The sequence below is a fragment of the Streptomyces sp. NPDC023541 genome (assembly GCF_055559995.1).
The window spans coordinates 30102-53512 of sequence record NZ_JBVHJO010000017.1 but is presented as its reverse complement, the minus strand read 5'-3'; the positions used below and the strand labels follow the sequence as shown (position 1 = coordinate 53512).

The 23411-nt window shown below is 71.9% G+C and carries 17 protein-coding genes and 1 pseudogene; 8 read left to right on the top strand and 10 right to left on the bottom strand.

The genetic code is table 11. The features are described 5' to 3' along the window. Window positions 1-99: 99 nt before the first annotated feature. From acpP to ACZ3X1_RS30620, 5 genes are read left to right on the top strand one after another with little or no spacing between them, the layout of a single operon-like run. The gene (gene acpP, locus ACZ3X1_RS30640; RefSeq protein ID WP_356812355.1) at window positions 100-342 is read left to right on the top strand and encodes an acyl carrier protein; all 243 of its coding nucleotides are present in this window, start codon (window positions 100-102) and stop codon (window positions 340-342) included. Then, entirely contained in the window at window positions 342-1523 is a 1182-nt protein-coding gene (locus ACZ3X1_RS30635; protein ID WP_356812358.1) for a beta-ketoacyl-[acyl-carrier-protein] synthase family protein, read from the top strand. The genes acpP and ACZ3X1_RS30635 overlap by 1 nt, the downstream gene beginning before the upstream one ends. Window positions 1524-1539: 16 nt before the next feature. After that, window positions 1540-2703 carry an 8-amino-7-oxononanoate synthase gene (locus ACZ3X1_RS30630; RefSeq protein WP_356812359.1) on the top strand — a complete coding sequence of 388 codons (1164 nt, stop codon included), beginning with the start codon at window positions 1540-1542 and terminating at the stop codon, window positions 2701-2703. Window positions 2704-2754: 51 nt separating this feature from the next. Then, window positions 2755-4296: an AMP-binding protein gene (locus ACZ3X1_RS30625; protein ID WP_467281872.1), complete on the top strand. Its 1542-nt coding sequence runs from the start codon at window positions 2755-2757 to the stop codon at window positions 4294-4296. Further along, a complete protein-coding gene (locus ACZ3X1_RS30620) occupies window positions 4293-5492 on the top strand; it encodes a thiolase family protein (RefSeq protein WP_467281870.1) in 1200 nt (399 codons plus the stop codon). Before ACZ3X1_RS30625 ends, ACZ3X1_RS30620 begins: the two co-directional genes overlap by 4 nt. A 71-nt stretch (window positions 5493-5563) precedes the next feature. Here the strand turns inward: ACZ3X1_RS30620 and ACZ3X1_RS30615 are convergent, their stop codons facing one another. The 4 genes from ACZ3X1_RS30615 to ACZ3X1_RS30600 form a co-directional block, all read right to left on the bottom strand. After that, complete coding sequence (locus ACZ3X1_RS30615) at window positions 5564-6808, bottom strand: cytochrome P450 (RefSeq protein ID WP_467281867.1); 1245 nt, start codon at window positions 6806-6808, stop codon at window positions 5564-5566. A 205-nt stretch (window positions 6809-7013) separates the two neighbouring features. Then, entirely contained in the window at window positions 7014-7565 is a 552-nt protein-coding gene (locus tag ACZ3X1_RS30610; protein ID WP_362630399.1) for a streptavidin, read from the bottom strand. A 304-nt stretch (window positions 7566-7869) separates the two neighbouring features. Continuing rightward, window positions 7870-11727, bottom strand: a complete 3858-nt coding sequence (locus tag ACZ3X1_RS30605) for an nSTAND1 domain-containing NTPase (RefSeq protein ID WP_467281862.1) — start codon at window positions 11725-11727, stop codon at window positions 7870-7872. 143 nt (window positions 11728-11870) lie between these two features. After that, window positions 11871-12233, bottom strand: a complete 363-nt coding sequence (locus tag ACZ3X1_RS30600; RefSeq protein WP_467281861.1) for a hypothetical protein — start codon at window positions 12231-12233, stop codon at window positions 11871-11873. 291 nt (window positions 12234-12524) lie between these two features. Here ACZ3X1_RS30600 and ACZ3X1_RS30595 point away from each other — a divergent pair, with 291 nt between their 5' ends. Together ACZ3X1_RS30595 and ACZ3X1_RS30590 are read left to right on the top strand one after the other, a co-directional pair. Continuing rightward, the gene (locus ACZ3X1_RS30595; protein ID WP_467281859.1) at window positions 12525-13613 is read left to right on the top strand and encodes a right-handed parallel beta-helix repeat-containing protein; all 1089 of its coding nucleotides are present in this window, start codon (window positions 12525-12527) and stop codon (window positions 13611-13613) included. 34 nt (window positions 13614-13647) lie between these two features. Beyond that, complete coding sequence (locus tag ACZ3X1_RS30590) at window positions 13648-14730, top strand: methyltransferase (RefSeq protein WP_467281857.1); 1083 nt, start codon at window positions 13648-13650, stop codon at window positions 14728-14730. 100 nt (window positions 14731-14830) lie between these two features. Here the strand turns inward: ACZ3X1_RS30590 and ACZ3X1_RS30585 are convergent, their stop codons facing one another. Both ACZ3X1_RS30585 and ACZ3X1_RS30580 read right to left on the bottom strand, forming a co-directional pair. Continuing rightward, window positions 14831-15088 (bottom strand): acyl carrier protein, encoded by a 258-nt coding sequence (locus ACZ3X1_RS30585; RefSeq protein WP_356812369.1) that lies wholly within the window; start codon window positions 15086-15088, stop codon window positions 14831-14833. 13 nt (window positions 15089-15101) lie between these two features. Further along, a complete protein-coding gene (locus ACZ3X1_RS30580) occupies window positions 15102-16307 on the bottom strand; it encodes a SchA/CurD-like domain-containing protein (protein ID WP_467281855.1) in 1206 nt (401 codons plus the stop codon). A gap of 102 nt (window positions 16308-16409) precedes the next feature. Between ACZ3X1_RS30580 and ACZ3X1_RS30575 the strand changes: the two genes are divergently transcribed. After that, window positions 16410-18128: an FAD-dependent oxidoreductase gene (locus tag ACZ3X1_RS30575; protein WP_467281853.1), complete on the top strand. Its 1719-nt coding sequence runs from the start codon at window positions 16410-16412 to the stop codon at window positions 18126-18128. Window positions 18129-18217: 89 nt separating this feature from the next. Here the strand turns inward: ACZ3X1_RS30575 and ACZ3X1_RS30570 are convergent, their stop codons facing one another. The 4 genes and pseudogenes from ACZ3X1_RS30570 to ACZ3X1_RS30555 form a co-directional block, all read right to left on the bottom strand. Further along, window positions 18218-18775, bottom strand: coding sequence for a hypothetical protein (locus ACZ3X1_RS30570; RefSeq protein ID WP_467281851.1), 558 nt, complete (start codon window positions 18773-18775; stop codon window positions 18218-18220). A 113-nt stretch (window positions 18776-18888) separates the two neighbouring features. After that, window positions 18889-19392: a hypothetical protein gene (locus ACZ3X1_RS30565; protein ID WP_356814274.1), complete on the bottom strand. Its 504-nt coding sequence runs from the start codon at window positions 19390-19392 to the stop codon at window positions 18889-18891. After that, window positions 19389-20873 (bottom strand): amidase domain-containing protein, encoded by a 1485-nt coding sequence (locus ACZ3X1_RS30560; RefSeq protein ID WP_467281991.1) that lies wholly within the window; start codon window positions 20871-20873, stop codon window positions 19389-19391. The genes ACZ3X1_RS30565 and ACZ3X1_RS30560 overlap by 4 nt, the downstream gene beginning before the upstream one ends. A 666-nt stretch (window positions 20874-21539) precedes the next feature. Continuing rightward, a pseudogene (locus tag ACZ3X1_RS30555) lies at window positions 21540-23348 on the bottom strand (DNRLRE domain-containing protein); the annotation flags it as partial. Window positions 23349-23411 lie beyond the last annotated feature (63 nt).

The following is a 23411-nucleotide window of genomic DNA, read 5'->3' as shown; positions in this document are numbered from 1 at the left end:
TGACGACTTCCGGACTTCCGGCGCTGACACAGCGACGCGAAAGCTGGAAAAGTATGAAACCTAGACAATTCATCTGATTTTGGGGGAGGTTGGCCACCCGTGGCTAACGACGACGTTTTCGACCGGCTCACCACCTGCACCGTCGACGTCCTGCAGGTCAAGGCCGAGTCCGTGACCCCGGACGCGAGCCTGACCGACGATCTGGGCGCCAGCAGTCTCATCCAGGTCGAGCTGGTGATGGCCGTCGAGGAGGAGTTCGGCATCTCGGTGCCCGACGAGTCCGTCGAGGAGATCCAGACCGTGGGCGACCTGCACCGACTGATCCTGTCGCTGGTCGCCTGATGGCCGGCGAAGCACAGTCCGCACGCCGCGTCGCGGTCACCGGTCTCGGTGTCGTGAGCGCCTGCGGCACGGGGGCGGAGGCCTTCTGGGAGGGTCTCTTCCAGACGCCGCCGGACGGCCACCGAGAACTGGCGGACTGGGACCCGTCACCCTGGATGGACGTCCGGGAAGCCCGGCACACCGACCGGTTCACCCAGTTCGCCGTCGCGGCCGCCGACATGGCGTACCGCGACTCGGGCCTGACGGAGGTGGACGCCGAGCGCAGCGGTGTCGTCGTCGCCACGGCCCTCGCCGGCGTCAGCACCTTCGAACGGCAGAGCGTCATCCACCACGAGCGCGGCGGCCGGCGGGTCTCCCCCTTCCTCGTGCCGATGATGATGGCCAACGCCGCCGCCGCGACCGTGGCCATGCGCCAGGGCTGGCGGGGTCCGTGCGAGAGCCTGGAGACCGCCTGCGCCGCCGCCACCCACGCCATCGGGCACGCGGCACGGATGATCGCCGACGGCACTTGCGACCGGGTCCTCGCCGGCGGCACCGAGGCGGCCATCACACCGACCGTCGTGGCCGGGTTCACCAACATGCGGGCCCTGTCCTCGTCCGGCCGCACCCGACCCTTCGACGCGGAACGCGACGGCTTCGCCATCGCCGAGGGCGCCGCGGTGCTGGTCCTGGAGGAATGGGACACGGCGGTGGCGCGCGGCGCCACCGTCTACGGCGAGGTGCTCGGCTCGGGCAGCACGGCCGACGCGCACGACATCACCATGCCGGCGCCCACCGGCGCCGACGCGGCCCGCTGCATCCGCCTGGCCCTCCAGGACGCAGGGGTGAGTCCGGAGGACGTACGGCAGATCAACGCCCACGGCACCGGCACCCTGCGCAACGACGAGGCGGAGACCAACGCCATCCTGTCCGTCTTCGCGGACTGCCCGCCGGTGACCTCCACCAAGGGGGCCACCGGGCACGCCTTCGGAGCGGGCGGCGCGTTCGAGGCGGTCGCGGTGCTCCTGTCCATGCGCCACGGAGTGATACCCCCGACCGTCGGCCTGACCGCGCTCGACCCGGCACTCGCCGTGGACGTGGTGACCGGCGAGGGCAGGAAGTGGGAGCCCGGACCGTCCCTCACCCAGTCGTTCGGCTTCGGCGGCCACAACGGCGTCCTCGTCCTCGGCCCTGCCGGATAGCGTTCGGAGCGAAGCGATGGAAACAGAGCGACACAGTGATCCGCACGACGTCTTCGCGTGGATCGACGACAGCACCCGGCGCCGGGACCGGGCGGGCCTCACCCGCCGGGTCCAGGTCCGGGGCCCCCGCCCGGACGTGATCGACTTCGGCGGGAACGACTACCTCGGCCTCACCCGCCACCCCGACGTGGTCCACGCGGTGGCCGACGCCTCCCTGACCTGGGGGGCGGGGTCGACCGGCTCCCGGCTGGCCACCGGCACCACCGAGGTGCACGTCGAACTGGAGCGGGAACTGGCCGAGTTCACCGGGGCGGAGGCCGCGCTGGTCTTCTCCTCCGGCTACCTGGCCAACCTGGGCGCGGTGACCGTACTGGCCCGCCCGGGCACCCTGATCGCCTCCGACGCGTTCAACCACGCCTCCCTGATCGACGGCTACCGCCTCTCCGGCGCCGACGTGATCGACACCGAGCACGCCGACCCGCAGGCGCTGGAACGGGTGCTCGCCGAACGGGAGCAGCAGCGCGCGGTGGCGGTGACCGAGTCGGTGTTCTCGGTCGACGGCGACCTCGTCGACCTCCGCGCCGTCCTCGACGTCTGCCGCCGGCAAGGCGCCGGACTGCTCGTCGACGACGCGCACGGCTTCGGCGTCATCGGCGAGCGCGGAGAGGGCGCGGTGACCGCCGCCGGCCTGGCCGGCAGCCCCGACGTGGTCACCACCATCACCCTGTCGAAGTCCCTGGGCGCCCAGGGCGGCGCGGTGATCGGCCCCCGCCGGGTCGTCGACCACGTCATGAACATGGCCCGCAGCTTCCTGTTCGACACCGGGCTCGCCCCGGCCTCCGCCGCCGGGGCCCTGGCCGCGCTCCGGGTCCTGCGCGCCGAGCCGGACCGTCCGGCACGTACCCGCGCGGTCGCGGTGGCGCTCGCCGAACGCCTCACGGCGGCCGGCCTGCCGGTGACCGAGGCACAGGCGGCCGTGGTCTCGGTCCGCGGACCCTCCGCGGCCCAGACCGCGCAGTGGGCGGAGAACTGCCTGGCCGACGGCGTCAAGGTGGCGTGCTTCCGCCCGCCGTCGGTGCCCGACCGGTTCTCCCGCATCCGGCTCACCTCCCGGGCCGACCTGACGGAGGCGGAGATCGACCGCGCCATCGACGTGGTGGTCAAGCACAGTCCCTGGTAGGGCAGCTGACCTGGGGCGGACGACGGCCCGGGCCGAGTGACGGAGGGCGTCATGACGATCGCCAGTGGGTTCCTCACGCACACCACCCGGTCACCCGACCGGGCCGCCCTCGCCGTCGGCGACGGGACCGGACGACGGTGGAGCTACGACGCGCTGCGGCGCGGCGCACTCGCCGTCGCCCGGGCCCTGCGCGCCGAGTTCGGCCCGGACCCCGGCCCCGGCGTCCGGATCGCCGTACTCCTCGGCAACCGCGAGGAGTTCGCACGGGTATTCCTCGGCGGCGCGCTCGCCGGCATCCCCGTGATGGTCCTCGACCCGGCATGGAGCGGCGCCGAACTGGGCGCCGTCCTGCGGGACGCCCCGCCCGCACGGCTGTTCTGCGACTCCCCCGGAGGGCCGGTCGCCCGGTACGCCGACACCGCCACGCTGGTGGACGTCACCGGCCCCGGCTTCGAGACGTGGCTTCGCCACCACGGGAGCCCCCAAGGCCCGTCCTTGCACACGCAGTTGCCGCCCGTGCCGGACGACAGGCCCTTCTACGTGGGCTTCACCTCCGGGAGCACGGGCCGCCCCAAGGGAGTGGTCCGCTCACACCGCTCCTGGCTGCGCACCTTCGACCGCTACACCGCCGAGTTCGACATCGGCCCGTCCGACACCGTCCTGCTGCCCGGCTCGCTGGCGCACTCGCACTTCCTCTTCGGGCTGATGCACGCCCTGCACGTCGGCGCGGCCGTCCGTCTCATGCCCGCCTTCGACGCGACCCGGGCGCTGGAAGACATCGAGCGGTACGGCGTCACCCGGCTCTACCTGGTGCCGACCATGTTCCAGGCACTGCTCGAACACGCCCGCCGGCACCCGGGCCGCAGTTTCCCGCACGTGCGCTCGCTGCTCTCGGTGGGCGCCAAATGGTCCCCTGCCCGACGAGCCCTCGCCGGAGGGCTGTTCCCGAACGCCGACGCCGTGGAGTTCTACGGAGCCACCGAACTCAGCCTCGTCTCCGTGCTGCACGGTGGCGACGACGGCCCGGAGGAGTCCGTGGGCCGGCCGGTGTCCGGAGTGGAGCTGTCGCTGCGCTCGCCCACGGGCGAGGAGGTCGGCGCCGGCGAGCCGGGCGAGGTGCACGTCCGCAGCGACATGCTCTTCACCCGCTACCTGTCCGCCGAGGACGGCCGAGGCCCGGACGGGGACGGCTGGTTCACCGTCGGTGACATCGGCCGCGTCGACGAGCGGGGCTACCTGCACCTCGTCGGCAGGAAGAAGGGCATGCTGATCAGCGGCGGGCTCAACGTGCACCCCGAGGAGGTCGCCGCGGCCCTGCTCCGCCTGGAGGAGGTCGAGGAGGCCGCCGTCGTGGGACTGCCCGACGAACACTGGGGCGACCTGGTGTGCGCCGTCGTCCGGTGGCGGCAGGGGGCCCGCCTCGGCCTGGCGGAGGTACGCGACCGGGCATCGGCCCACGTGTCGCGGCAGAAGTGCCCCCGGCGGCTCTTCGAGACGGACGAGCTGCCCCACACATCGAGCGGAAAGATCGACCACGGGCGGGTGCGCGGCGCCCTCCTGGAGGGTCGGCACGACATGCGGGAGGTTCTGTGAACGGGCAGCGGCCCATCGTCGCGGCGGCGCGGCGGACCCCGATCGGCCGGATCGGCGGCGCCTTCGCCACCACCCCGATCCACGAGCTCCTCAGCCCCGTCCTCACGGCGCTGCTGGAGGACCTGGGCATCACCGGCGCGGACGTCGACGACGTGATCGTCGGGAACGCCGGCGGCTCCGGCGGCAACCCCGCCCGCTACGCCGCCCTCACCGCCGGCCTCGGCATCGAGGTGCCGGCGACGACCGTGGACCGGCAGTGCGGCAGCGGCCTGGAGGCCGTCAACCTCGCCGCCCGGCTCGTGGCGTCGGGGGCCGGGGACGTCATCCTCGCGGGCGGCGCGGAGAGCGCCAGCACCGCGCCCTGGCGGGTGGAGCGCCCCGCCGTCCCCCACGGGACACCGCGCTTCTACGCCCGCCCGCACTTCGTGCCCGCCGAGTACGGGGACCCCGACATGGGGGTCGCCGGCGAGAACGTGGCACGGCGCGGCGGGATCAGCCGGGAGCGGCAGGACCGCTTCGCACTGGCCAGCCACCGCAAGGCGGTCGAGGCGGCCCGCGCGGGGCGCTACGACGCCGAACTGGTGCCGGTTCAGGTCCGGGTGGGCAGGGCCGCCGCCGTGGCGGTGGCGTCGGACGAGTGCCCCCGCCCTGACACCAGCATGGAGAAGCTCGCCCGGCTGGGACCGGCGTTCGTCGAGGGTGGCACCGTGACCGCGGGCAACTCCTGCCCGGTCAACGACGGTGCGTCGATGGTCGCGGTGGTCTCCGAGCGCAAGTTCCGTGAGCTGGGGCTGTCGGGGGGACTGCGGGTGGTCGACTCCGCGGTGACCGGCGTCGACCCGGTGATCCTCGGCTGGGGTCCGGTGCCGGCGGTACGGCGGCTGCTGAAGCGCAACCCCGGGCTGCAGCTGGCCGACATCGAGGTGGTGGAGTTCACCGAGGCGTTCGCCGGACAGGTGCTGGCCTGTCTGGACGAGCTGGGCATCCCCGAGGAGAGCGTCAACCGCGGCGGCGGCGCACTCGCGCTCGGCCATCCCTGGGGTGCCTCCGGGGCCGTTCTGGTGACCCGGATGTTCTCGGACATGCTCGGGACCGCCGACCCCGTGGCGGGCCGGGCCCGTTACGGCCTGGCCACGCTCGGGGCGGCGGGCGGTCTGGGCATCGCCACCCTCTTCGAACGCCATCCGGCCCACTGAGGGGGGGGGCCGCCCGACGGCGGCCGACCGAGGGTGCCGGCCGGCCGGACGGCGGTACGGGTGCGGCGGGGTCAGCCCCGCCGCACCAGCACCTGGAGCGGGGCGCGGAAGGAGAGCAGCGCCAGCATCTCCGGCGAGGACTCGGTACAGAAGCGGAGGTCCGGAAGCCGCTCGGCGGTCATCCGCATCACCACGTCGGCCTCCATCCTGGCCAGTTCGGCCCCTGAGCAGCGGTGGCGTCCGATGCCGAAGGACAGGTGCTTGCGCACGTTGGCCCGGTGCGGACAGATCTGCTCGGGGTTCTCGAAGACCTCGGTGTCCGAGCCGGTGGACGACAGCATCAGCAGCAGCGGAGCCCCTGCCGGGAGGTCGACACCGGACAGCGTCATCGGCCGGCCGGTGACCCGGCGCCAGGTGGTGATGGGCGGGTCCCGCCGCAGCACCTCCTCGGTCCACGGCTCCACGGCCGCCGGCTCGGCGGCGAACCGCTGCCACAGGCCGGGTTCCCGGAGCGCCCTGCGGTACATGGTGCTCAGCATCTGGGTGGTCGTCATCTGACCGGCGATGATCATGAAGTAGACCACGGCCGCCTTCTGGGTCACCCCCAGCGGCTCCCCGTCCGGCAGCCGGTGCGCGCCCAGTGCGCCGAGGAGCGTGCCCTCCTCGGACGCGGGCTTCGACACCAGGTCGGTGAGCCAGGCGTAGAACTCGGCGGCCTCGCGGGCCAGCGTCACCTCGCGCTCCCCGCGCGGCCGTCCCCAGAAGAGCTCCAGGGAGGCGTCGCTCCAGCGGGCGAGGGTGTCGATGTCCACGTCGATGGCCGCTTCCAGGCCGAGCAGCCGCAGCATCACCCGGAACGGAACGTCCCGGGCGATGGTTGTCGCCAGATCGCAGACGCCATCGGCGGCGAGCCGCTGCTCGACGTCGTCGAGCGCCTCCGCGACGACCTTCTCGACCATCGGCACCGAGGCGCTCACGGCCTGGGCGTTGAACAGCTTGGTCATGATGCGCCGATAGCCGGCGTGGCTGTCGGAGCCGTTGTTTGCGAGTGTTTGCGGGAGGTCGAACTTGACCCGCGCCAGGACGCGGAGCGTCTGTACGGAGAATCGTCCTATTGCGTCGATCGCATTGTCCGGAAGGAAATTCTCCGGATCGAGCAGAATGGCGCGCACGTCCTCGTAGCGGCTGATCAGCCAAAGCCCCGTGTTCTCGTCGAACTTCACGGGTTCGTGTTCTCGGAGCGCCGCCATCGCCGGATACGGGTCCAGCGCATACCCCTGGTCGAACAGGTCCACACTGTCAACGGGCATTGCCATCACGTCAATTCCACCTTCCCCCGGTCGACGGTACCAAGTCGTCGTGATCACGCTGAATACCAGCCGGGGAAGAAACCTGTGAGACGCGTCTCGTGCGGACGCCGCCCTGGCGGTCCGCCGACGGCGGGCGGCCCGGAGGGCATGCCTCCGGACCGCCCGCGCGTGTTCGGTCCGGCGTCTCGGCACCCTGGGTGCCCGGACGCTTCTACTGCTGGACGGCGTCGAGCGGGTTGCCGTTGTTGACGCCGGCCTTCTTGGCGGCGTCGATGGACGCGGCCGACGGCTTCACCTTGGTGAAGGTGTCGTGGCCGACGAGCGTGGACTTCCAGGCGTTGGCCGCGGTGGTGCCCGAGGTCAGCAGCCACTGGGTGTTGATGCGGGCCTCGGAGCCGGCGACGTACTGGCCGCTCCACGTGGTGGCGGAGTGGGCGTTGCGGTAGTTGTTCTTCCACGCCACCGTCCAGCCGAGGGCGGTGCCGCTGCCGTCGGTGGCCGGGGCGCTGTCGTAACGACCGGTCAGGACGTAGCGGCTCTCGGCGTTGCCGACGGCCGACTCGTAGGTGCCGGTGAGGCTGCCGTCCGCGTTCGCGGTCACGATGAAGGTCGAACCGAGCTGGTTGTACCAGGTGCCGGTGATGCCGGCCTCGGCGACGGCGGCCTGGGCCTTGGAGTCCTTCGACGGGTCCGCGGAGGCGCTGGCCGTAATACCGACGGTGGTCAGCGAAACGGCAATGGCTGCAACGACGATCTTGCGCATGTGCGACACGAAAAATCTCCCCTAGTTGTTGCCGGCGGGGGACGGGCGGCGTGCATGATGTGCGCGTCGCCCGCATCCCGCCCGTCAAGGTTTGTGACCTCGGCCGGGCACCTGACGGTGCCGGTGGACGAACAGCAATGCGGCATGCGCCTTTGGCGGAAGATCTGGATGGTCGAGGTCCCGGTCGATGGTTGCCAAGGGCACATGTTCGGTGTAAATCGTACTATCGATTGGCGGGTTTTCAACAACGTTTTCTGCAAAGGAGTTTCAGCCAAACTCTGGCCGAGTCTTTATGGTCGCTGCGTCAAATGCGGCTGAAAAGGGCCCCACTGCGGGTGGCCCGGACGCCCTGGGAGGGCGCGTCGGCCGGCCCTTCCCGCAACCGGTCGACCACCGCCAACCGCGCCCCCACGTCCAGGTTCCACAGCCGTACGGTGCCGTCCGTACTGCTGCTCGCCACCGTCCCGCCGTCGGGCGCGAAGGCAACGCCCCACACCGCGTTCGTGTGTCCGGAAAGCGCCGCCAGCGTGCGCCGGCCGGCCACGTCCCACAGCCGCACCGTCCGGTCGTTGCCGCTGCTCGCGAGCGTCCGGCCGTCGGGGGAGAAGGCGATGCCCCGCGCCGAGCCGGTGTGGCCGGCCAGCGACGCCTCGAAGCGGTGGCGCCGCGTGTCCCACAGCCGTACGGTCCCGTCGTTGCCGCTGGTGGCGAGCGTCCGTCCGTCGGGGCTGAAGGCCACCCCCCGGACCGCACCCGTATGTCCGGTGAGGGCGGCCAGCGGCCGGCGGCCGGCCACGTCCCACAGGCGGACGGTCAGATCGTCGCCGGCGCTCGCGAGGGTGCGCCCGTCGGGACTGAACTCCACGTCGTTGGCGAAATCCGTATGCCCGCTGAGCGTGGCGAGCCGACGGCGCGAGGCGACGTCCCACAGCCGGACCGTGCCGTCCGATCCGGCCGAGGCCAGCGTCCGCCCGTCGGGTGCGAAGTCCACCGCGAACACGGTCCCGCCCTGGCCGGCCAGGGTGGCCGCCGGTCCCCCCGCCGAGACGTCCCACAGGCGGACCGTGCCGTCGGAACCGGCCGAGGCCAGCGTCCGACCGTCCGGCGAGAAGTCCACCGAGAACACCGTCTCGCTGTGCCCCTCTAAAGTGGCCACGACCCGGCGCCCCGCGACGTCCCACAACCGCACCGCGTGATCCGCCTCCGCGGTGGCCAGCAGCTTCCCGTCCGGGCTGTAGGCGGCCTGCCAGATCTCCGTGAACGGACGTGACGCCAGCACCGCGCCCCGCAGGTCCCACAGCACCACCGACTGGTCGAATCCGGCGGTGGCCACGAACGCGCCCCGGCTGTCCACGGCCACCCCGAGCACGTAGTCGGTGTGCCCGGCGAGCGTCGCCGTCAGCCGGCCGCCGGCGACGTCCCACATCCGGGTCGCGCCGTCGCCGCCCGCGCTGATCACGGTCGTCCCGTCCGGAGTGAAGGCGACGCCGTTGACGTCGTCGCTGTGCCCGGTCAGCGTGGCCGTGGTCCGGCGCCCGGCCACGTCCCACAGCCTCACCGTCCGGTCGACGCCTCCCGTGGCGACCGTACGGCCGTCCGGGGCGAACGCCGCCCCCAGCACCTCGTCGGTGTGCCCGGACAGCACGGCCAGCGGCGCGGCCCGGACCGGATCCCACAGCCGTACGCTCCGGTCGGCGCCGGCCGAGACCAGCGTCCGGCCGTCCGGGGCGAAGGCCAGGGCGTTGACCCGCCCGGTGTGCCCGGCCAGGGACGCGACGGCACGGTACTCCCCGGTGGTCTCCCACAGCCGGACCGTCCCGTCCGGGCAGCCGGTCGCCAGGGTCCGCCCGTCCGGTGCGAAGGCCACCGTCCGCGAGCCCGCCGTGCTCGCCGGGAGCACCGCCTTCGGCCGGCCGTCGGCGGTGTCCCACAGCCGGGCCGGCCCGTCCGTGGACACCGCCGCGAGGGTCCGGCCGTCGGGGCTCACGGCGACCGCGCGGACCCGCCCGGCCATCGTGAACGTCGCGGTCGTCCGCCGGTCGGACAGCCGCCGCAGGGTCACCGTCCCGTCGGAACTGCCCGTTGCCAGCATGCCGTTGTCCGGCCCGAAGGCCACCGTGTTGACCGGTCCGCCGTGCCCGCCCAACCGGGCCACGAACGGCTGCGACTGCGTACTCAGCAGCGCCCCGAGCGCCTCGCTCGTCCGCGAGGTCCGGTACGCGTCGCCGGCGAGCAGCATGGAGGCCTCCGGCTGGCCCGCGGCCAGCGCCGCCGACTGCAGGGCGAGCGCCCGCGAACGGGCGATCCGTTCCTGGTCCAGCGCGCCGGCGCGCTGCTGGTACGCCAGCCCGCCGGCGCCCACGGCCAGGACCAGCAGGACGACCAGCGTGGCCAGCATCCGCTGGCGCAGCCGCGCCTGGCGGGCGGCCTGCCGCTCCCGGCCGTCCTGCGCGGCCCGGCTCTCCCGGAGGAAGGCCGCCTCCCTGGGCGCGAGCCGGCCCCTGCCGTCGAGTTCGTCCGCCCAGGAGCGGGCGGTGTCCAGCCGGGTCCCCCGGTAGAGCGCCGACGGGTCGCGGCCCTCGCGCTCCCATTCAGCAGCGGCGTGGGCCAGCTGCTGGTGGATCAGGAGCCCCGCCCGGTCGGCGCGGATCCAACCGCGCAGCCGTGGCCAGGCGTGCAGCAGGGCCTCGTGGGTGATCTCCACGGTGTCGCTGTCCATGGTGATCAGGCGGGCCCGTACGAAGGCGTCGAGCGCGGCCGCGGCCGGGCCCGCGTCGACCAGTTGCTCCATGAGGGCCGTTCGGCTCATCCGCCGGCGCGTCGCACCCGTACCGTCGGCGACGTGCACCAGCCGCACCAGGACACGGCGGAGCGTGTTCTGCTCGGCGGGGTAGAGGCGGCCGAACACCTCCTCGGCGGTCCGGGCGACGGCTCCCTGGATGCCGCCGGTGCGCTCGTATCCGGCGACGGTCAGGGTGGCGCCCTCGCGCTGGCGCCAGGTGGCCATCAGCGCGTGGGAGACCAGGGGCAGCGCGCCGGAGGGCGTCGTCCCGCCGGACGGGTCGTCGCGCAGGCCGACGTCACGCAGCAGTAGCGGGACCAGCCCCGGTTCGAGGGCGAGACCGGCGAGCCGGGCGGGGCGGGTGACCGATTCCCGCAGCTCCGCGGGTGACATGGGCGGCAGGACGAACAGCCCGCCGGTGAAGACCGGAGCCAGCTCCGGCAGGTCCAGGCAGTCGCCGGAGAAGTCGGCCCGTACGCCGAGCACCACGACGGCCGGGTCGTACGGGACGGCTTCCGCGCCCGGGACCGCCAGCGCGCAGAGCACCCGTACGAACGCGCGCCGCTCGTCCTCGTCGCCGCAGAGGGTGAACAGCTCCTCGAACTGGTCGACCAGCAGCACCGGGCGCAGCGGCGGCGCAGCCAGGCCCCGATCGGCCGCCGGGGGCGGGTCCCACAGCCGGTGGACCGCTTCGAGCAGGGCGTGGGGACGCTCCCGCAACCCCCTTGCCGTGAGGCCGAGATCGCCGCCCAGCACCTTCGCGGACCGGTCGAGCAGTTCGTCCAGCGGGTGCGCGGTGGGGGTGAGCCTGACGACCGGCCAGGTGTCGGCGCCCGGCATCGGGAAGCCGCCGCCCCGCAGAGCCGGTACGAGGCCGGCGTTCAGCAGGGAGGACTTGCCGGCGCCCGACGGGGCGACGAGCACCAGGGGCCCAGCGCCGATCCGCTCGAAGACCCGTTCGGCCAGCTCGGCGGTGGCCCGCTCCCGGCCGAAGAACCAGCGGGCGTCCCGCGCGGTGAAGGCGGGCAGGCCGCGGTAGGGGCACTCGCCCTCCGTCCGCGGCCCGGCCACGCGGACGTCGCCGGCGACGGCACCCTCCGCAGCCTCGGTGTCCCGGGCCAGCCGCAGCAGTTCACCCCCCGCCCGCAGGACGTCGTCGCAGCGCCGCGCGACGTCGACGGTCACCCGCTTCGAGCCGGTCTCGATCTTGCTCAGATAGCCCTTGCTGTAGTGCGTCGCGCGCGCGAGGTCCGCGAGGGACAGGCCGCGTTGCGACCGCAGACGTCTCAGCTGGGCCGGGAAGGGCCGCGCGGTGTCGTCGGACTCCCGCAGCTGGTCGGCCTTGCGCCGGCGGTCCGGATCCCCCAAAGCATCCCCCATGGCAGTGCGCCCAGGCAGTGAGATGGCGTCGCCCAGGCTACCGCGCGGGGCGGCCGGAAATGTGGATCTTCCAGCCGGTATGACGAGCACAGGAACGTCCGGGTCCGCCGCGCGGCGGACCCGAACGTCCCCTCGCGGGGACGCTAGCGGTCGAGGCGGATGGAGTTGACCGGCGTGAGGTCGGCGTACACACCGGTCTTGGCGGCGATGGGGCTGCCGCAGCCCGCGCCGCCCGTGCCGGTGCACAGGTTTGCGGTCGCACCGCCGTACTGGTTGTTGAGCACCCAGTGATGTCCGAACTGGTTGCTGAGATTGTGGGCCCCGTACCGGTGGAAGACGTGCGTCGGCTTGACGGCCGGGTTCTGGTTCTGAGGGTAGATGCACACCGCCCCGTCCGGGCATCCCGCCCAGGAGCCGACCGGCTTGGCCTCCACCGCGGCGCTGAGCGCGATCACCGCGACGACGGACGTGGCGAGAGCGGCGGCGCCGCGGAACAGCTTGCGCATGGTTTCCCCTTGCGGTTCGTGCCTCGTGCTGACGGCTCCAGCCTGGTGCCGCCCGGGCCCCGGGGTCGACGGGTTGCCCGTCGACCGTCCTCCGTCGGACCGGGAAACCCCTTGTGGCCTGCGTCGTTGCCGGTCAGGGGGCAACAACGCGAGCGGCAGGGCCCGCGGGACCCGCCTGCGGTACGACGATCCACTCTCCAGGCGTCAAAATGCGGCCGTTTGCCGACGGCATGCGTCGATCCGCTCACCCAGTGTGGCGATTTGTCGCAATCGCCCCATAACTTCTGCAGGGTGACGAACCGACAACTCAAGTCCCTCACGTGCATCGCCGTCGTCATGGCCGCCGGCTTCGGCGTCTTCGCGCCTCCCGCATCCGCGGCCGGACATCGAGTGCGCCCGGGCGACTCGATCCAGGACGCGGTGGACTCCGCGCGGCCGGGCGACATCATCACCGTGATGCCGGGCACCTACTACGAGAACGTGCTGATCACGAAGAGGCTGACCCTGCGGGGGTGGGGAGAGCGGACGGTGATCAAGCCACCGGCCGCGAAGACCCTGCCCGCCACGCCGAAGACGTGGCGACGGGCCGCCCCCGCCTGCTCCCAGGCCGACACCGGAATCTGCGTCATGGGTACGGAGGAGCAGCCCGTCACCGGTGTCGAGATCCGCGCGCTGACCGTATCCGGCTTCAAGCGGAACGGCATCTGGGCCTCTTACACCGACCGGCTGAGCGTCGAGCGTGTGATCTCCGAGAACAACAGCACCTGGGGCATCGCCCAGGAACGCTCCACCCGCGGCTTCTTCCGCGACAACATCGCCCGCGACAACGCCGAGTCGGGCATCTTCATCGCCAACACCGTCGCGCGCGAGGGCGGCGCCACCGACACCGGCGGCACCGTGATCCGCGGCAACAGGCTGACCGGCAACCGGATCGGGGTCACGGTCAGGCGCGTGCGGAACCTCACCGTCAGCGGCAACCACCTCACCGGCAACTGCGGCGGCGTGTTCGTCGTCGGCGACGAGGGCGAGCCCGGCGCCGGGGACCTCACCATCCGCGGCAACCGCATCCACGAGAACAACAAGTTCTGCAAGGGCAACAGCCGCCTCCCCGACATCCAGGGCGTCGGCGTCGTCCTCACCGGCGCCGAAGAGACGATCGTGCGTGCGAACTCCATCCGGGGCAACGTCGGATCCTCCCCCCTGTCGGGCGGCATCCTGCTGTTCAAGAGCTTCGTGGGCGCGACCAACACCGACAACGTCATCGAGGACAACGTGGTGCTGGACAACCTGCCGTACGACCTGGCCGACCAGGGGGCCGGATCGGGCAACCGGTTCCTCGACAACCGGTGCGACACCTCCGTGCCGGCCGGCCTGTGCTGAACCGCGCCCCCCTCATGAGGAGAATCGAGACCGAATGACCACGGTGAGCTCCACCCCCGCCGCCGCCCCCGCGGCCGTTCCCGCCCCGAACGCCGGCCCCCCGCACACACCCCCGCCGGCCATGCGCCTGCGCGAGCTCGCCTTCGGTGCGGCCGTCGCCGCCGCCGTACGCGCCGCGGCGCGGCTCAAGGTGGCCGACGCCCTCGGGGAGTCGCCCGCCACCCCCGCCGAGCTCGCGGCCGCGGTGCACGCGGAGCCGCAGCCCCTGCGGCGGCTGCTCCGCGCCCTGTCCTGCTACGGGATCTTCGCCGAGACCGAGGACGGCAGCTTCGTCCACACGGACATGTCGCGGCTGCTGCGCGAGGACGACCCGCACAGCCTGCGCTACATCTCCCTGTGGTGCACGGAACCCTGGACCTGGCAGGCGTGGCCGCGGCTCGACGACGCCGTCAGCACCGGCGGGAGCGTCTTCCACGACCTCTTCGGCAAGGGCTTCTTCGACTACCTGCACGAGGACGCGCACGAGTCGGCGCACGTCTTCAACCGCGCCATGACCACCTCCAGCAGGCAGTCGGCACTGGACGTCGCGGACCTCCTCGACCTCACCGGCGTCTCGGTCGTCGCGGACATCGGCGGCGGCCAGGGACACGTCCTGGCCAGCCTGCTGGAGAAGCACCCGACAGTACGCGGGCACCTCCTCGACCTGCCCGGCGTGGTCGCGAAGGCCGATCCCAGGCTGCGCGACGGCGGCCCCCTCGCCGACCGGACCGGCATCGTCCCCGGCGACTGCCGCGAGGCCGTCCCGGTCGACGCCGACCTCTACATCATCAAGAACATCCTCGAATGGGACGACGAGAGCACCCGCAGGACCCTGCGCAACGTCGTCGCCGCGGCGCGCCCCGGAGCCAGGGTCGTCGTCATCGAGAACCTCGTCGACGACACCCCGTCGATGCGGTTCACCACGGCCATGGACCTGATGCTGCTGCTCAACGTCGGCGGGGCGAAGCACACCGAGGAAAGCCTCCGCACCCGTCTGGCGGACGCCGGACTCCTGCTCGGCGACGTCCGCCCCGTCAACGCGTACCTGCACGCCTTCGAGTGCACCGTGCCCGGGTGATCCCGGCCGGCACGCGCCACGACGCCCCGGGACCGGCGGTCGGCCGGTCCCGGGGCGTCGTCATGCGTGCCGGGCGGCGGCGCCCGTCCGCCCGGAACCGTCAGGTCCCGGCCGTCAGGGCTTCGTTGACCAGGTCGAGGAACTCGCGCGGAGACTTGCACTGGTCCGCACCGGCGGGCAGGGACCGGCCGTGCCGGTTCTCCAGCTCGCCGACGATGCCGAGCAGCCCCAGGGAGTCCAGCCCCCACTCGTCGAACTTCGCATCGGGCCGGTCGGCCATGACGGCGGGGTCGACGGCGATGCCCGCACCCTTCTTCATCAGCGCGGCCAGTTCTTCCACGGTCAGTCGGTCGGTCATGGCGGGCTTCTCCTCAGGCTCGAGCCGGCGAACGCCGGTCGGTGATCAGGCGCATCTCGGAGCGCTCCAGGAAGCGCGAGATCTCCTGGTGGGTGGTGGGGACGCCGTCCTTGGCGCTGTCGAGCAGCCGTGCGAGCACCGCCGCCTTGTGGCCGCCCTCGACTCCGAGCGTCAGGGCCGGCCGCGCGTCGTGCGGCCCGCGCAGGTCGAGGAGACGGACGACGATGTCGTCGCGCTGGAAGACGGTGCTCGCCACGATGGGGCTCGTCGCGTCGTCCACGGCCGCCTCGTCCTGTGCGGCGAGCAGCCGGGCGAGTTCCGTGCCGCACCCCTTCTTGGCGGGATAGAACAGCGCGTGCCGTCCGAGCTCCGCGCCGTCGCCCCCGCCCGCCGCCACATGGTGCACGGCGGGCAGCGCCGCACGGGTGAAGAAGTTCCGGGCCGAACCGGGATCGCTGAGATCGCGGTCCTGCTCCAAGTACGGGTTGATGGCCTCCTCCAGCGCCCTGACCCCGGGCTGCTGGGCCACGTGGCGCAGCGCCGCCAGCAGGTCGCCCTCGACCTCCAGGGCCCGTACGACGCGGTTGCCGTGCATGAAGAGCGAGGTGCGGCGCAGCCGGGTGTTCTCGTCGACCTGCGCCTCCGGCGACGCGTACCCGCTCAGCAGCTCGGCCACGACGGACTCGCTGCCCGGCTTCACCGTGAAGGTCAGGGCGTGGCGGACGACGCCGTCCCCGCGCCGAGGGGCGACCTGCAGGCAGCCCCTCGCCCGGTCCGGTCCGTCCGCGGAAGCGGACACGGCGGCAGCGGCGGCGGAGAAGGGGGTAGCGGCGGACGGGCCGGGGGAGAAGGCCGCGGCGGCGCCGGGACCGTGGTCCCTGCCGGTCTCCCTCAGCACGCTGAACCGCAGCGAGCGGGTGTCCCGTACACAGCCGTGGAGCGGCTGGACCGACGCGACGTGCTCCTCGCTGTTGACCCAGGCCAAGAACCGCGGTGCGCTCTCCCATTCGCTGGTGATCAGCCACTGCGACGGATTCTCGATCGACTGGCACAGCTCGTCCCGGATGTGCCCGGGGACGGAGGAGACATGTTTGTGGAGGTCCTCGTAGACCTCCAGGAACTGGTTCTGAGCACCGTCGTACAGATCCAGCAGCAGCACGACCCGAAGCCTCGAGTCGTCGAAGGCGGACTGGGATATCCGTTCCGACAAGGTTGTCATCGTTCACACTCCTTCGAGACCACACGGTCGCCACGGGGCGGCGCCACCCGAACCGATCGTGGTCCGGTAGCCCCGTCGGCGCGAGAGGAGAGAACCAACCGGGTGAACGAGCGAGGGAACCCCCGTCGTAAAGGGCATGGAAGAGCCATGAAGGAAAACGTCGACCACCGCGTCCCGGTCCTCATCGTGGGCGGCTCGCTGGTGGGCCTGTGCACCTCGCTGTTCCTCGGCCGTCACGGCATCACGCACATGCTGGTCGAGAAGCACGCGGGAACCTCGCTGCACCCGCGTGGACGCGGTATCAACGTACGCACGATGGAGTTGTTCCGGGTCGCCCACGTCGAGGACCGGATCCGCGAGGCCGCCTCGGTCCTGGCGGACAACCACGGCATCCTGCAGGGCGGCTCCCTGACCGGGGACGACCAGGAGTGGCTGTTCGAGCAGATCGACCCGGGGGGCGCACTGGCGCGCTTCAGCCCTTCGACCTGGTGCCTGTGCAGCCAGAACGACATCGAGCCGGTGCTGATGTCCGTCACCCCCACGCTCGGGGCGGACCTGCGGTTCTCCACCGAACTGCTCTCCTTCGAACAGGACGAGAGCGGGGTCACCGCGATCGTCAAGAACCGCGAGACCGGCGAGCACAGCACCGTGCGCGCCGACTACCTGGTCGCCGCCGACGGGCCGCGCAGCCCCGTGCGCGAACAGCTCCGGATCGGCCAGAGCGGTCCCGGCGACCTCTTCCACAACGTGAGCATCACCTTCCGGTCCCGCATGCTCGCGGACGTGATCGGCGACCGGCGATTCATCGTGTGCTACCTCACCAAGCCGGACGCCGACGGGGCCCTGCTTCCCGTCGACAACCGGGAGCGGTGGGTCTTCCACGCGCCGTGGCACCCCGACCGGGGCGAGACGCTGGAGGAGTTCACCGACGAGCGCTGCGTTGAGCACATCCGGCGGGCCGTCGGCGCACCCGACCTGGACGTAGAGATCACCGGTAAGGCGCCGTGGCACGCAGCCGAGCGCGTCGCCCAGCGGTACGCGGCAGGCCGGGTCTTCCTGGCCGGCGACTCCGCCCACGAGATGTCGCCCACCGGGGCGTTCGGCTCCAACACCGGCATCCAGGACGCGCACAACCTCGCCTGGAAGATCGCCGCGGTGCTGGACGGCGCCGCGGGCCCGGGGCTGCTGGAGACGTACGAGTCCGAGCGGCTCCCGGTGGCGCGGGCCACGAGCGAGCGGGCCTCGGCCCGTTCCGCGGAGCACAGCCACCCGGGGTACGAACCGGACCCCGAGACCGTTGCGGAGCCCGTCGCCGGAGCACCCGCGCGTGGTGGCGGCGGCCGCCAGAACGGCGTCCTCACCGTGGCCATGGGGTACCGGTACGGCCAGGGCGCGGTCGTGGGGGCCGACCCGGACCTGCCCGTCGTGCCCGAACGGATGCGGCTGTGCGGGGACCCGGGCACGCGCGCCCCGCACCTGTGGCTCCGCGATCCGGCGCGGAGCGAGCGGAGGTCCACGGTCGACCTCTACGAGCGGTCCTTCGTCCTGCTCAGCTCCGAGGGCACAGCGTGGAGCGGAGCGGCGGGAGCGGTCGCCAAGCGGATGAACGTACGCCTGGACGCCTACGCGATCGGCACCGGCCCGGAGGCCGACCTGATCCCGGAGGACGGCGGCGACTGGGCCGAGGCGCACGGCACCACGGCGTCCGGAGCGGTCCTCGTCCGCCCGGACGGCTTCGTGGCCTGGCGCTCGCCGGACGCCGTGGCGGACCCGGAGTCGGTCCTCTACAAGGTCCTGACCACCCTGCTGGACCGCTACTGACGCGGGCCCGCCCGGAGGACGCATAGGGGCGCCGCCCCGCGGAAATCCGCGGGACGGCGCCTCCTTGCCCGTACACGTCCCGGATCAGCTCACGGGACCATCTTCGAACCGAGTCCGCCCGGCGTCTCCGGCACCCACGGTGCCACGGCCGTGGCCTCGCCGGGTTCCCGCTCGGCCATGCTCACCCGAAACACGCCTTTTCCGTCCACGTTCACGGGCAGGACGTAGATCTCCTTGATCTGGCCGGTGTCGTGCAGGTAGAGCACCACGGTCTGGCGGTACGAGCCCTCGTCGTAGAACTCCGCGGTGACCTTCCCGCCGGCGCCCTTGCGGAACGCGGTGATCCAGTTCTCTGCGGTCTTCTCGATCGTGCCCCGATCCTTGTCGGTGTCGGCCAAGGACGCCAGCGCGTCGACCTTCCCGTCGGCGATCCGCCACACCACCTGCTGGGTGATCCCCAGCGTCCCCGTGGACGGATACCCGACCACCGCGAGCGGCGGGTGGCTGCTGTAGTCCCCGGCGTACTCCACGTCGGCGGCGTCGTAGCCCGACGAGCAGCCGGTCAGCAGACCGAACACCAGGGCGGCGACGAGGACGCCCCGGGGCCCTCTTCGACGGCGTCGTGCCGTGAAGAAGCGAGTATCCATATTTCTTCGGTCCTTCGGTCGGTACCTGGTGATCCAGGAGCGAGACGAGGGGCGTCGTCCCCGTGGTCTCCCACGGGGACGACGCCCCTCATGCAGGCCGGGAGCCGGTCAGCTCACCCTTCCCTCCTGGAACCGAGCTCGCCCGGCTTCTTCGGCACCCAGGGGTACACGGCGGTGGCGTCCTTGGGGTCGGGCTGGCCCATGACCACGCGCCAGCCGTCGTCGCCCACGGTCCGGACCTGGAGTTCCTTGATCTGGCTGGTGTCGTGGAAATACAGCACGACCACCTGCCTGGTGGAACCGGAGTCGTAGAAATCCGCAGTGACCTTGCCACGGGCTCCTTGGCCGAACGCCGCGATCCAGTTCTCGGCGGTCTTCCGGGGTTCCCCGTCAGTCCCGAGAGCGGCGAGTTCGCCCGCCTGGCCGTCGGCGATCCCCCACACCACCCGCTGGGTGATCTCCAACGTCCCTCGGCTCGGGTATCCGACCACGGCCAGCGGTTCGTGCTGGGAATAGTCGTCGTCGTAGGCGAGGTCCGACCCGGCTGAGCAGCCCGTCAGGACGGAGACCGCCATCAGACAGCCCAGGAACGCCGACCTCACCGGTGCGGTGCTCAATTCGTGCTCACCAGTCGGATCGCCACCACGCTGACGATGGGGTTGTCCCCGCCGCGGTACCGGCCGATGGCCGCGTTCAGGGTCGTGTGGTTCGTCCAGCCGTGCTGGGCGAGGTTGACCTGGCCCTGGCCCCTGCCGGTCACGACCGCCGCGTGGTTGTACACCCCCTCCCTCTTCCACTTGAAGAAGAGCAGGTCACCGGAGCGCAGGGAATTGACGTCGGTCACGTAGTACTGGGAGCGGTAGCCGAGGAGATGCCGGCGCAGGTTCTCCGCCCCCGACCAGGCGAAACTGTTCTTGGGCCACACGGCCCAGCTCGGATTCTTCCACCAGGCACTGTCCGACCGGTACCAGCCGGTGCGCATTTTCATGCCACCACCGTAGTAGAGGGCCTTCGACGCGAAATTGGTGCAGTCCTGGTCGTACTCCTTCTTCACTCCAGTGTTGTGGAAGGCCCAGGCACCGGTGCCCGCCGCGTTGAAGTACGCGGCCGGCTGCGCACCGGGCGCCGCCGGCGCCTCCACGGGGAAGCCGTCCGCGCCGAGTGTGAGCGCGCCCGAGTCGTCTGCCGCGCCCGGCTCCGCAGGTGTGGCGACGACCTGGGTGCCGGCGGTCGCCGTGGTCGACAGAGTCTGGCCGGCACTGGTGTCGTCGGACTCGCTCTCCAGCTTCGCCGCGTCGCCTGTGAGGCCGAAGACGAACCGCTTGGTGCTCGTGTCCTCGGACACCTGGTCGACGCCGTCGATCCGCACCGTCATCGTCTGGACCACGGTGGTGCGTACCAGTACACGTCCGGCCGTCGAGCCCTTGGCCACCACGGTGTCCGTCAGCGCGGAGGAGGAACCGACGTAGGCCTGGCCCTTGCCCTCCAGCGCTTCACGCGTCGCGACGAGGGCGCCTTCCTGCGTGCCCAGGAAGTCACCGAAGGTGGTTCCGTGCGGGGAAGCGGCTGCCGCATCGGCGGCGGTCAGGCTGAGGCCCGTGACCAGCTTGCCCCGGGCGCTCAGATAGGCCTGGACGTAGTCCTTGTAGCGGGTCGCCCCGCCGGGCACCGATGCCCCCTGGACGGACGCGGAGCGCGACACCGGACCGGTGCCCACGGCGTTCTTCGCCGTCACCGCCACCCGGTAGGACAGGGAGTTGTCGAGGCCGGTGAAGGCCGCACGGGTCGCGGCGCCCTCCCAGGTGCCCACCACGGTGCCGTCGTTCTTCTCGGCCTTCACCACGTAGCCGGTCTCGCCGGTCGCACCCCCGTCGACGGGAGCGTTCCACGTGGCGAGCAGACCGGTGTCGCCTGCGGTGGCGACGACTTCGCTGACCGCGCCGGGAGCCGTCGGCGGCAGGTACTCGATGGTGAGCCTGGGCCGCTTGGTGGCGTCCGTCGCCGCACCCGAGTGGTATGCGGCGCCCTGCACCGTGCCGGGGACGGTGAGGGCCAGGCCTTCGTTCTCGCCGCGGTCGAGCCAGGACTGCACGAGCATCCCGAACTCGATCTCGTTCAGCGCGATCTGGGAAGCGTAGCTTTCGGTTCCGGCGGCGGTGAGGAGATCCATGCCGCTCTGCGCCGGGGTCCACGGGGCGGACAGCTCGAAGACGTCAGGCTGCTGCACCACGCACTGCGTGGTGCAGTCGGCCCTGCTCAGCGACAGCTTGGCCGAGGTGACCCGGGCCCCCTTGGGGAGCCCGGCGAAGTTCGCCTTCAGCCGCGTCGCCCACGAGTGGCCGTCGGCCGTCCCCAGCCGGAGCTGACCGGCGGGAGGCGTGGCGCAGCCCGCCGTGGCGCAGTCGGTGGCGACCGACGCACTCTCGAGAGCGGCGTCACCGAGTACCAGGGACTGCGCGGCGGGCATCGGAGGCAGAGCCTGAACGCGCACCGTCATGTTCTGTTCGGCCGACCAGGGCGAGCACCCGGTGCTGGTGCAGGCGCGCACGGACCAGCGGTAGGTCGCGCCGTCCGTCAGCTTGCCCTCGGGGATCTGCAGGGCGGCCCGGTTGCCGCTCTCCACCCATACGGGGGGCAGCGGCAGGTTCGGGACCGGGTTGCCGGCCGCGTCCTTCAGGGAGAACTCGGCACTCACGCGCGTTTGCGCCGGGGTCGTGACAACCGCGGACAGGATGGGCGTCAGGGTTTCCTGGGCACCGGCCTGGATGTCCTGCGGGGCGTCAGGCAATGGGCTGACCGTGAAGGTGCTCCAGTTGGACCAGGGCGACCAGCTGTTGCTGTAGTGCGTGCCGTCGTAGGGCGAGGTGCGGAAGCGGTACATGCGCCCGTGCTGGAGCACGCCCGCCGGTACGACGACCGAGGCCGGGGTGCCTTGCGGGACGAACGGCGACACCAGGTTGCCGCCGACCTGGGTGTTGGTGGCGGCGTCGAAGATCTGGAAGGTGCCGTTGACCGTGTCGCCGTTCTTGTCCGCGAACGTGTCCCGCAGGATCGGCGTCGTCGTCTCGACGCGCCAGGCGGGGGTCTTGTCCTGGACGAACGGAGGGCCGGCCTCCTGCTTGGTGCCGGTCTGCGGACGGTAGTTGTAGGTCACCGTCAGCTTCGGCGGGTTGGAGGTGGCGTTCGCGGAATTGACGCGCTTCCACTGCCCGACGACCGACTCCGACGTGGCGCGCAGGCCCATGCTGGACAGCGGCGCCTTTGCGGACGCCCACGTCTGGACGAGGGTGGTCACGTCGGCGTTGATCCAGCCGTCCGGTGCCGAGCCGCAGCCGGGGTTGCCGCGGGTCTCGGTGGAGGTGGCGTACTTGGTGCCCATGGCGGGCTGGTTCGTCCAGCGCGACGCGGTGCTCGGGGTGCCCGAGTCCCAGACCTCCCACGGCTGCGCGACGCAGTCGGTGTTGCCCGAGTGGAAGTTCCACAGGGACAGCTTGGCGTCGGAGACCAGTGCGTCCGCGATCGGCGCCGTGTTCCACGTGATGAACGAACGCGCCGTGCGGAAGGTGCCGTTCGCGTTCTTGGTGCCCGGGTTGCCGAGGTCCAGCTCGGTGTCGCCCGACCAGTCGACGGTCTCGCCCTGCTGGACGTAGGTGTCGAAGACGTTGCCCAGCGAGGAGGTCGAGGGGTCCACGGTCACGGGGTACTTGGTGGCCGGGTCCGCGAGGAACTTCGCGTCCGGGGTGACCACCAGGTCGACCGTGCCCTTGCCCTGGACGACCTTCATCGCCACGGGCACCTTGCGGGTGTGCTCGCCGGAGACCGGATCGACCGTGGAGTCCCACATCACCGGTGCCGGCATGACCGCGGTCTTCTTGCTCCTGCGATCGGTGAACTGCACGCTGCCGTCGGCCTGCTGTTCCACCTTCAGGCCCTTGGCCACCAGCGGCAGGGTGTACGCGTAGTTCCCGCCGGCCGGACGCTGCTTCAGCTCGACGAACTGCTCGAAGCCGCTGCGCGTGGCCTCGATGACGACGTCACCGCCGGGCACGGCGTTGGTGTACTCGGCGCGGGCCCCGTCGAGCTTCGGCGACGGCAGGGCGCCCTTCCACTTGAGGGTGATCTGCTGCTCGCCCTCGCCCAGCGTGACGAGGTCGGTGCTGATGTAGTTGACGGACGGCGCGGCCTGGGGCGCGGCCTGGGGCACGGCCTTGGCCATCCGCGGGAGGCTGCCCGCGGCCAACTTCAGGCCCTGCGGATGGGCCTTGGACGCGACGGACCCGTCAGGGGCGTGGCCCAGGGTCACGTCGACCCCGCGCCAGGCGCGTGCCTGCTGGTCGTAGAAGCGGATCGGTCCGGCGGCCACTTCGGTCGTGAGCGTGCCGTTGGGGTTGACCCATGTCGTGGACGTCTCGGACCGCTCCGAGACCGCCTCCACGCGGTGCCCCGCCGTCCGCGCGGCCACCCGGGCGCGCGCGAGGTTGAGTTCTTCGGTCACGGCGCCGGGCTTGGCCGTGGCGGCCTCGGCCGGAGCGGCGCCGGCCGGGTGCGAGCTCTGGATCAGGGTGGCGGTCACGATGAGTGCCGCTCCGCCCGCTATCCAGTGGGTGGTCCCCCAGGGCCCTCTTCCACGGCGTCT

Coding starts and splice junctions, on each gene's coding strand:
- ACZ3X1_RS30590 (WP_467281857.1), top strand. CDS start 13,648: ATGACCACGGTGAGCTCCACCCCCGCCGCCGCCCCCGCGGCCGTTCCC.
- ACZ3X1_RS30600 (WP_467281861.1), bottom strand. CDS start 12,233: ATGCGCAAGCTGTTCCGCGGCGCCGCCGCTCTCGCCACGTCCGTCGTC.
- ACZ3X1_RS30635 (WP_356812358.1), top strand. CDS start 342: ATGGCCGGCGAAGCACAGTCCGCACGCCGCGTCGCGGTCACCGGTCTC.
- ACZ3X1_RS30625 (WP_467281872.1), top strand. CDS start 2,755: ATGACGATCGCCAGTGGGTTCCTCACGCACACCACCCGGTCACCCGAC.
- ACZ3X1_RS30610 (WP_362630399.1), bottom strand. CDS start 7,565: ATGCGCAAGATCGTCGTTGCAGCCATTGCCGTTTCGCTGACCACCGTC.
- ACZ3X1_RS30580 (WP_467281855.1), bottom strand. CDS start 16,307: ATGACAACCTTGTCGGAACGGATATCCCAGTCCGCCTTCGACGACTCG.
- ACZ3X1_RS30570 (WP_467281851.1), bottom strand. CDS start 18,775: ATGGATACTCGCTTCTTCACGGCACGACGCCGTCGAAGAGGGCCCCGG.
- ACZ3X1_RS30605 (WP_467281862.1), bottom strand. CDS start 11,727: ATGGGGGATGCTTTGGGGGATCCGGACCGCCGGCGCAAGGCCGACCAG.
- ACZ3X1_RS30630 (WP_356812359.1), top strand. CDS start 1,540: ATGGAAACAGAGCGACACAGTGATCCGCACGACGTCTTCGCGTGGATC.
- ACZ3X1_RS30585 (WP_356812369.1), bottom strand. CDS start 15,088: ATGACCGACCGACTGACCGTGGAAGAACTGGCCGCGCTGATGAAGAAG.
- ACZ3X1_RS30615 (WP_467281867.1), bottom strand. CDS start 6,808: ATGGCAATGCCCGTTGACAGTGTGGACCTGTTCGACCAGGGGTATGCG.
- ACZ3X1_RS30560 (WP_467281991.1), bottom strand. CDS start 20,873: ATGCTCGTGCAGTCCTGGCTCGACCGCGGCGAGAACGAAGGCCTGGCC.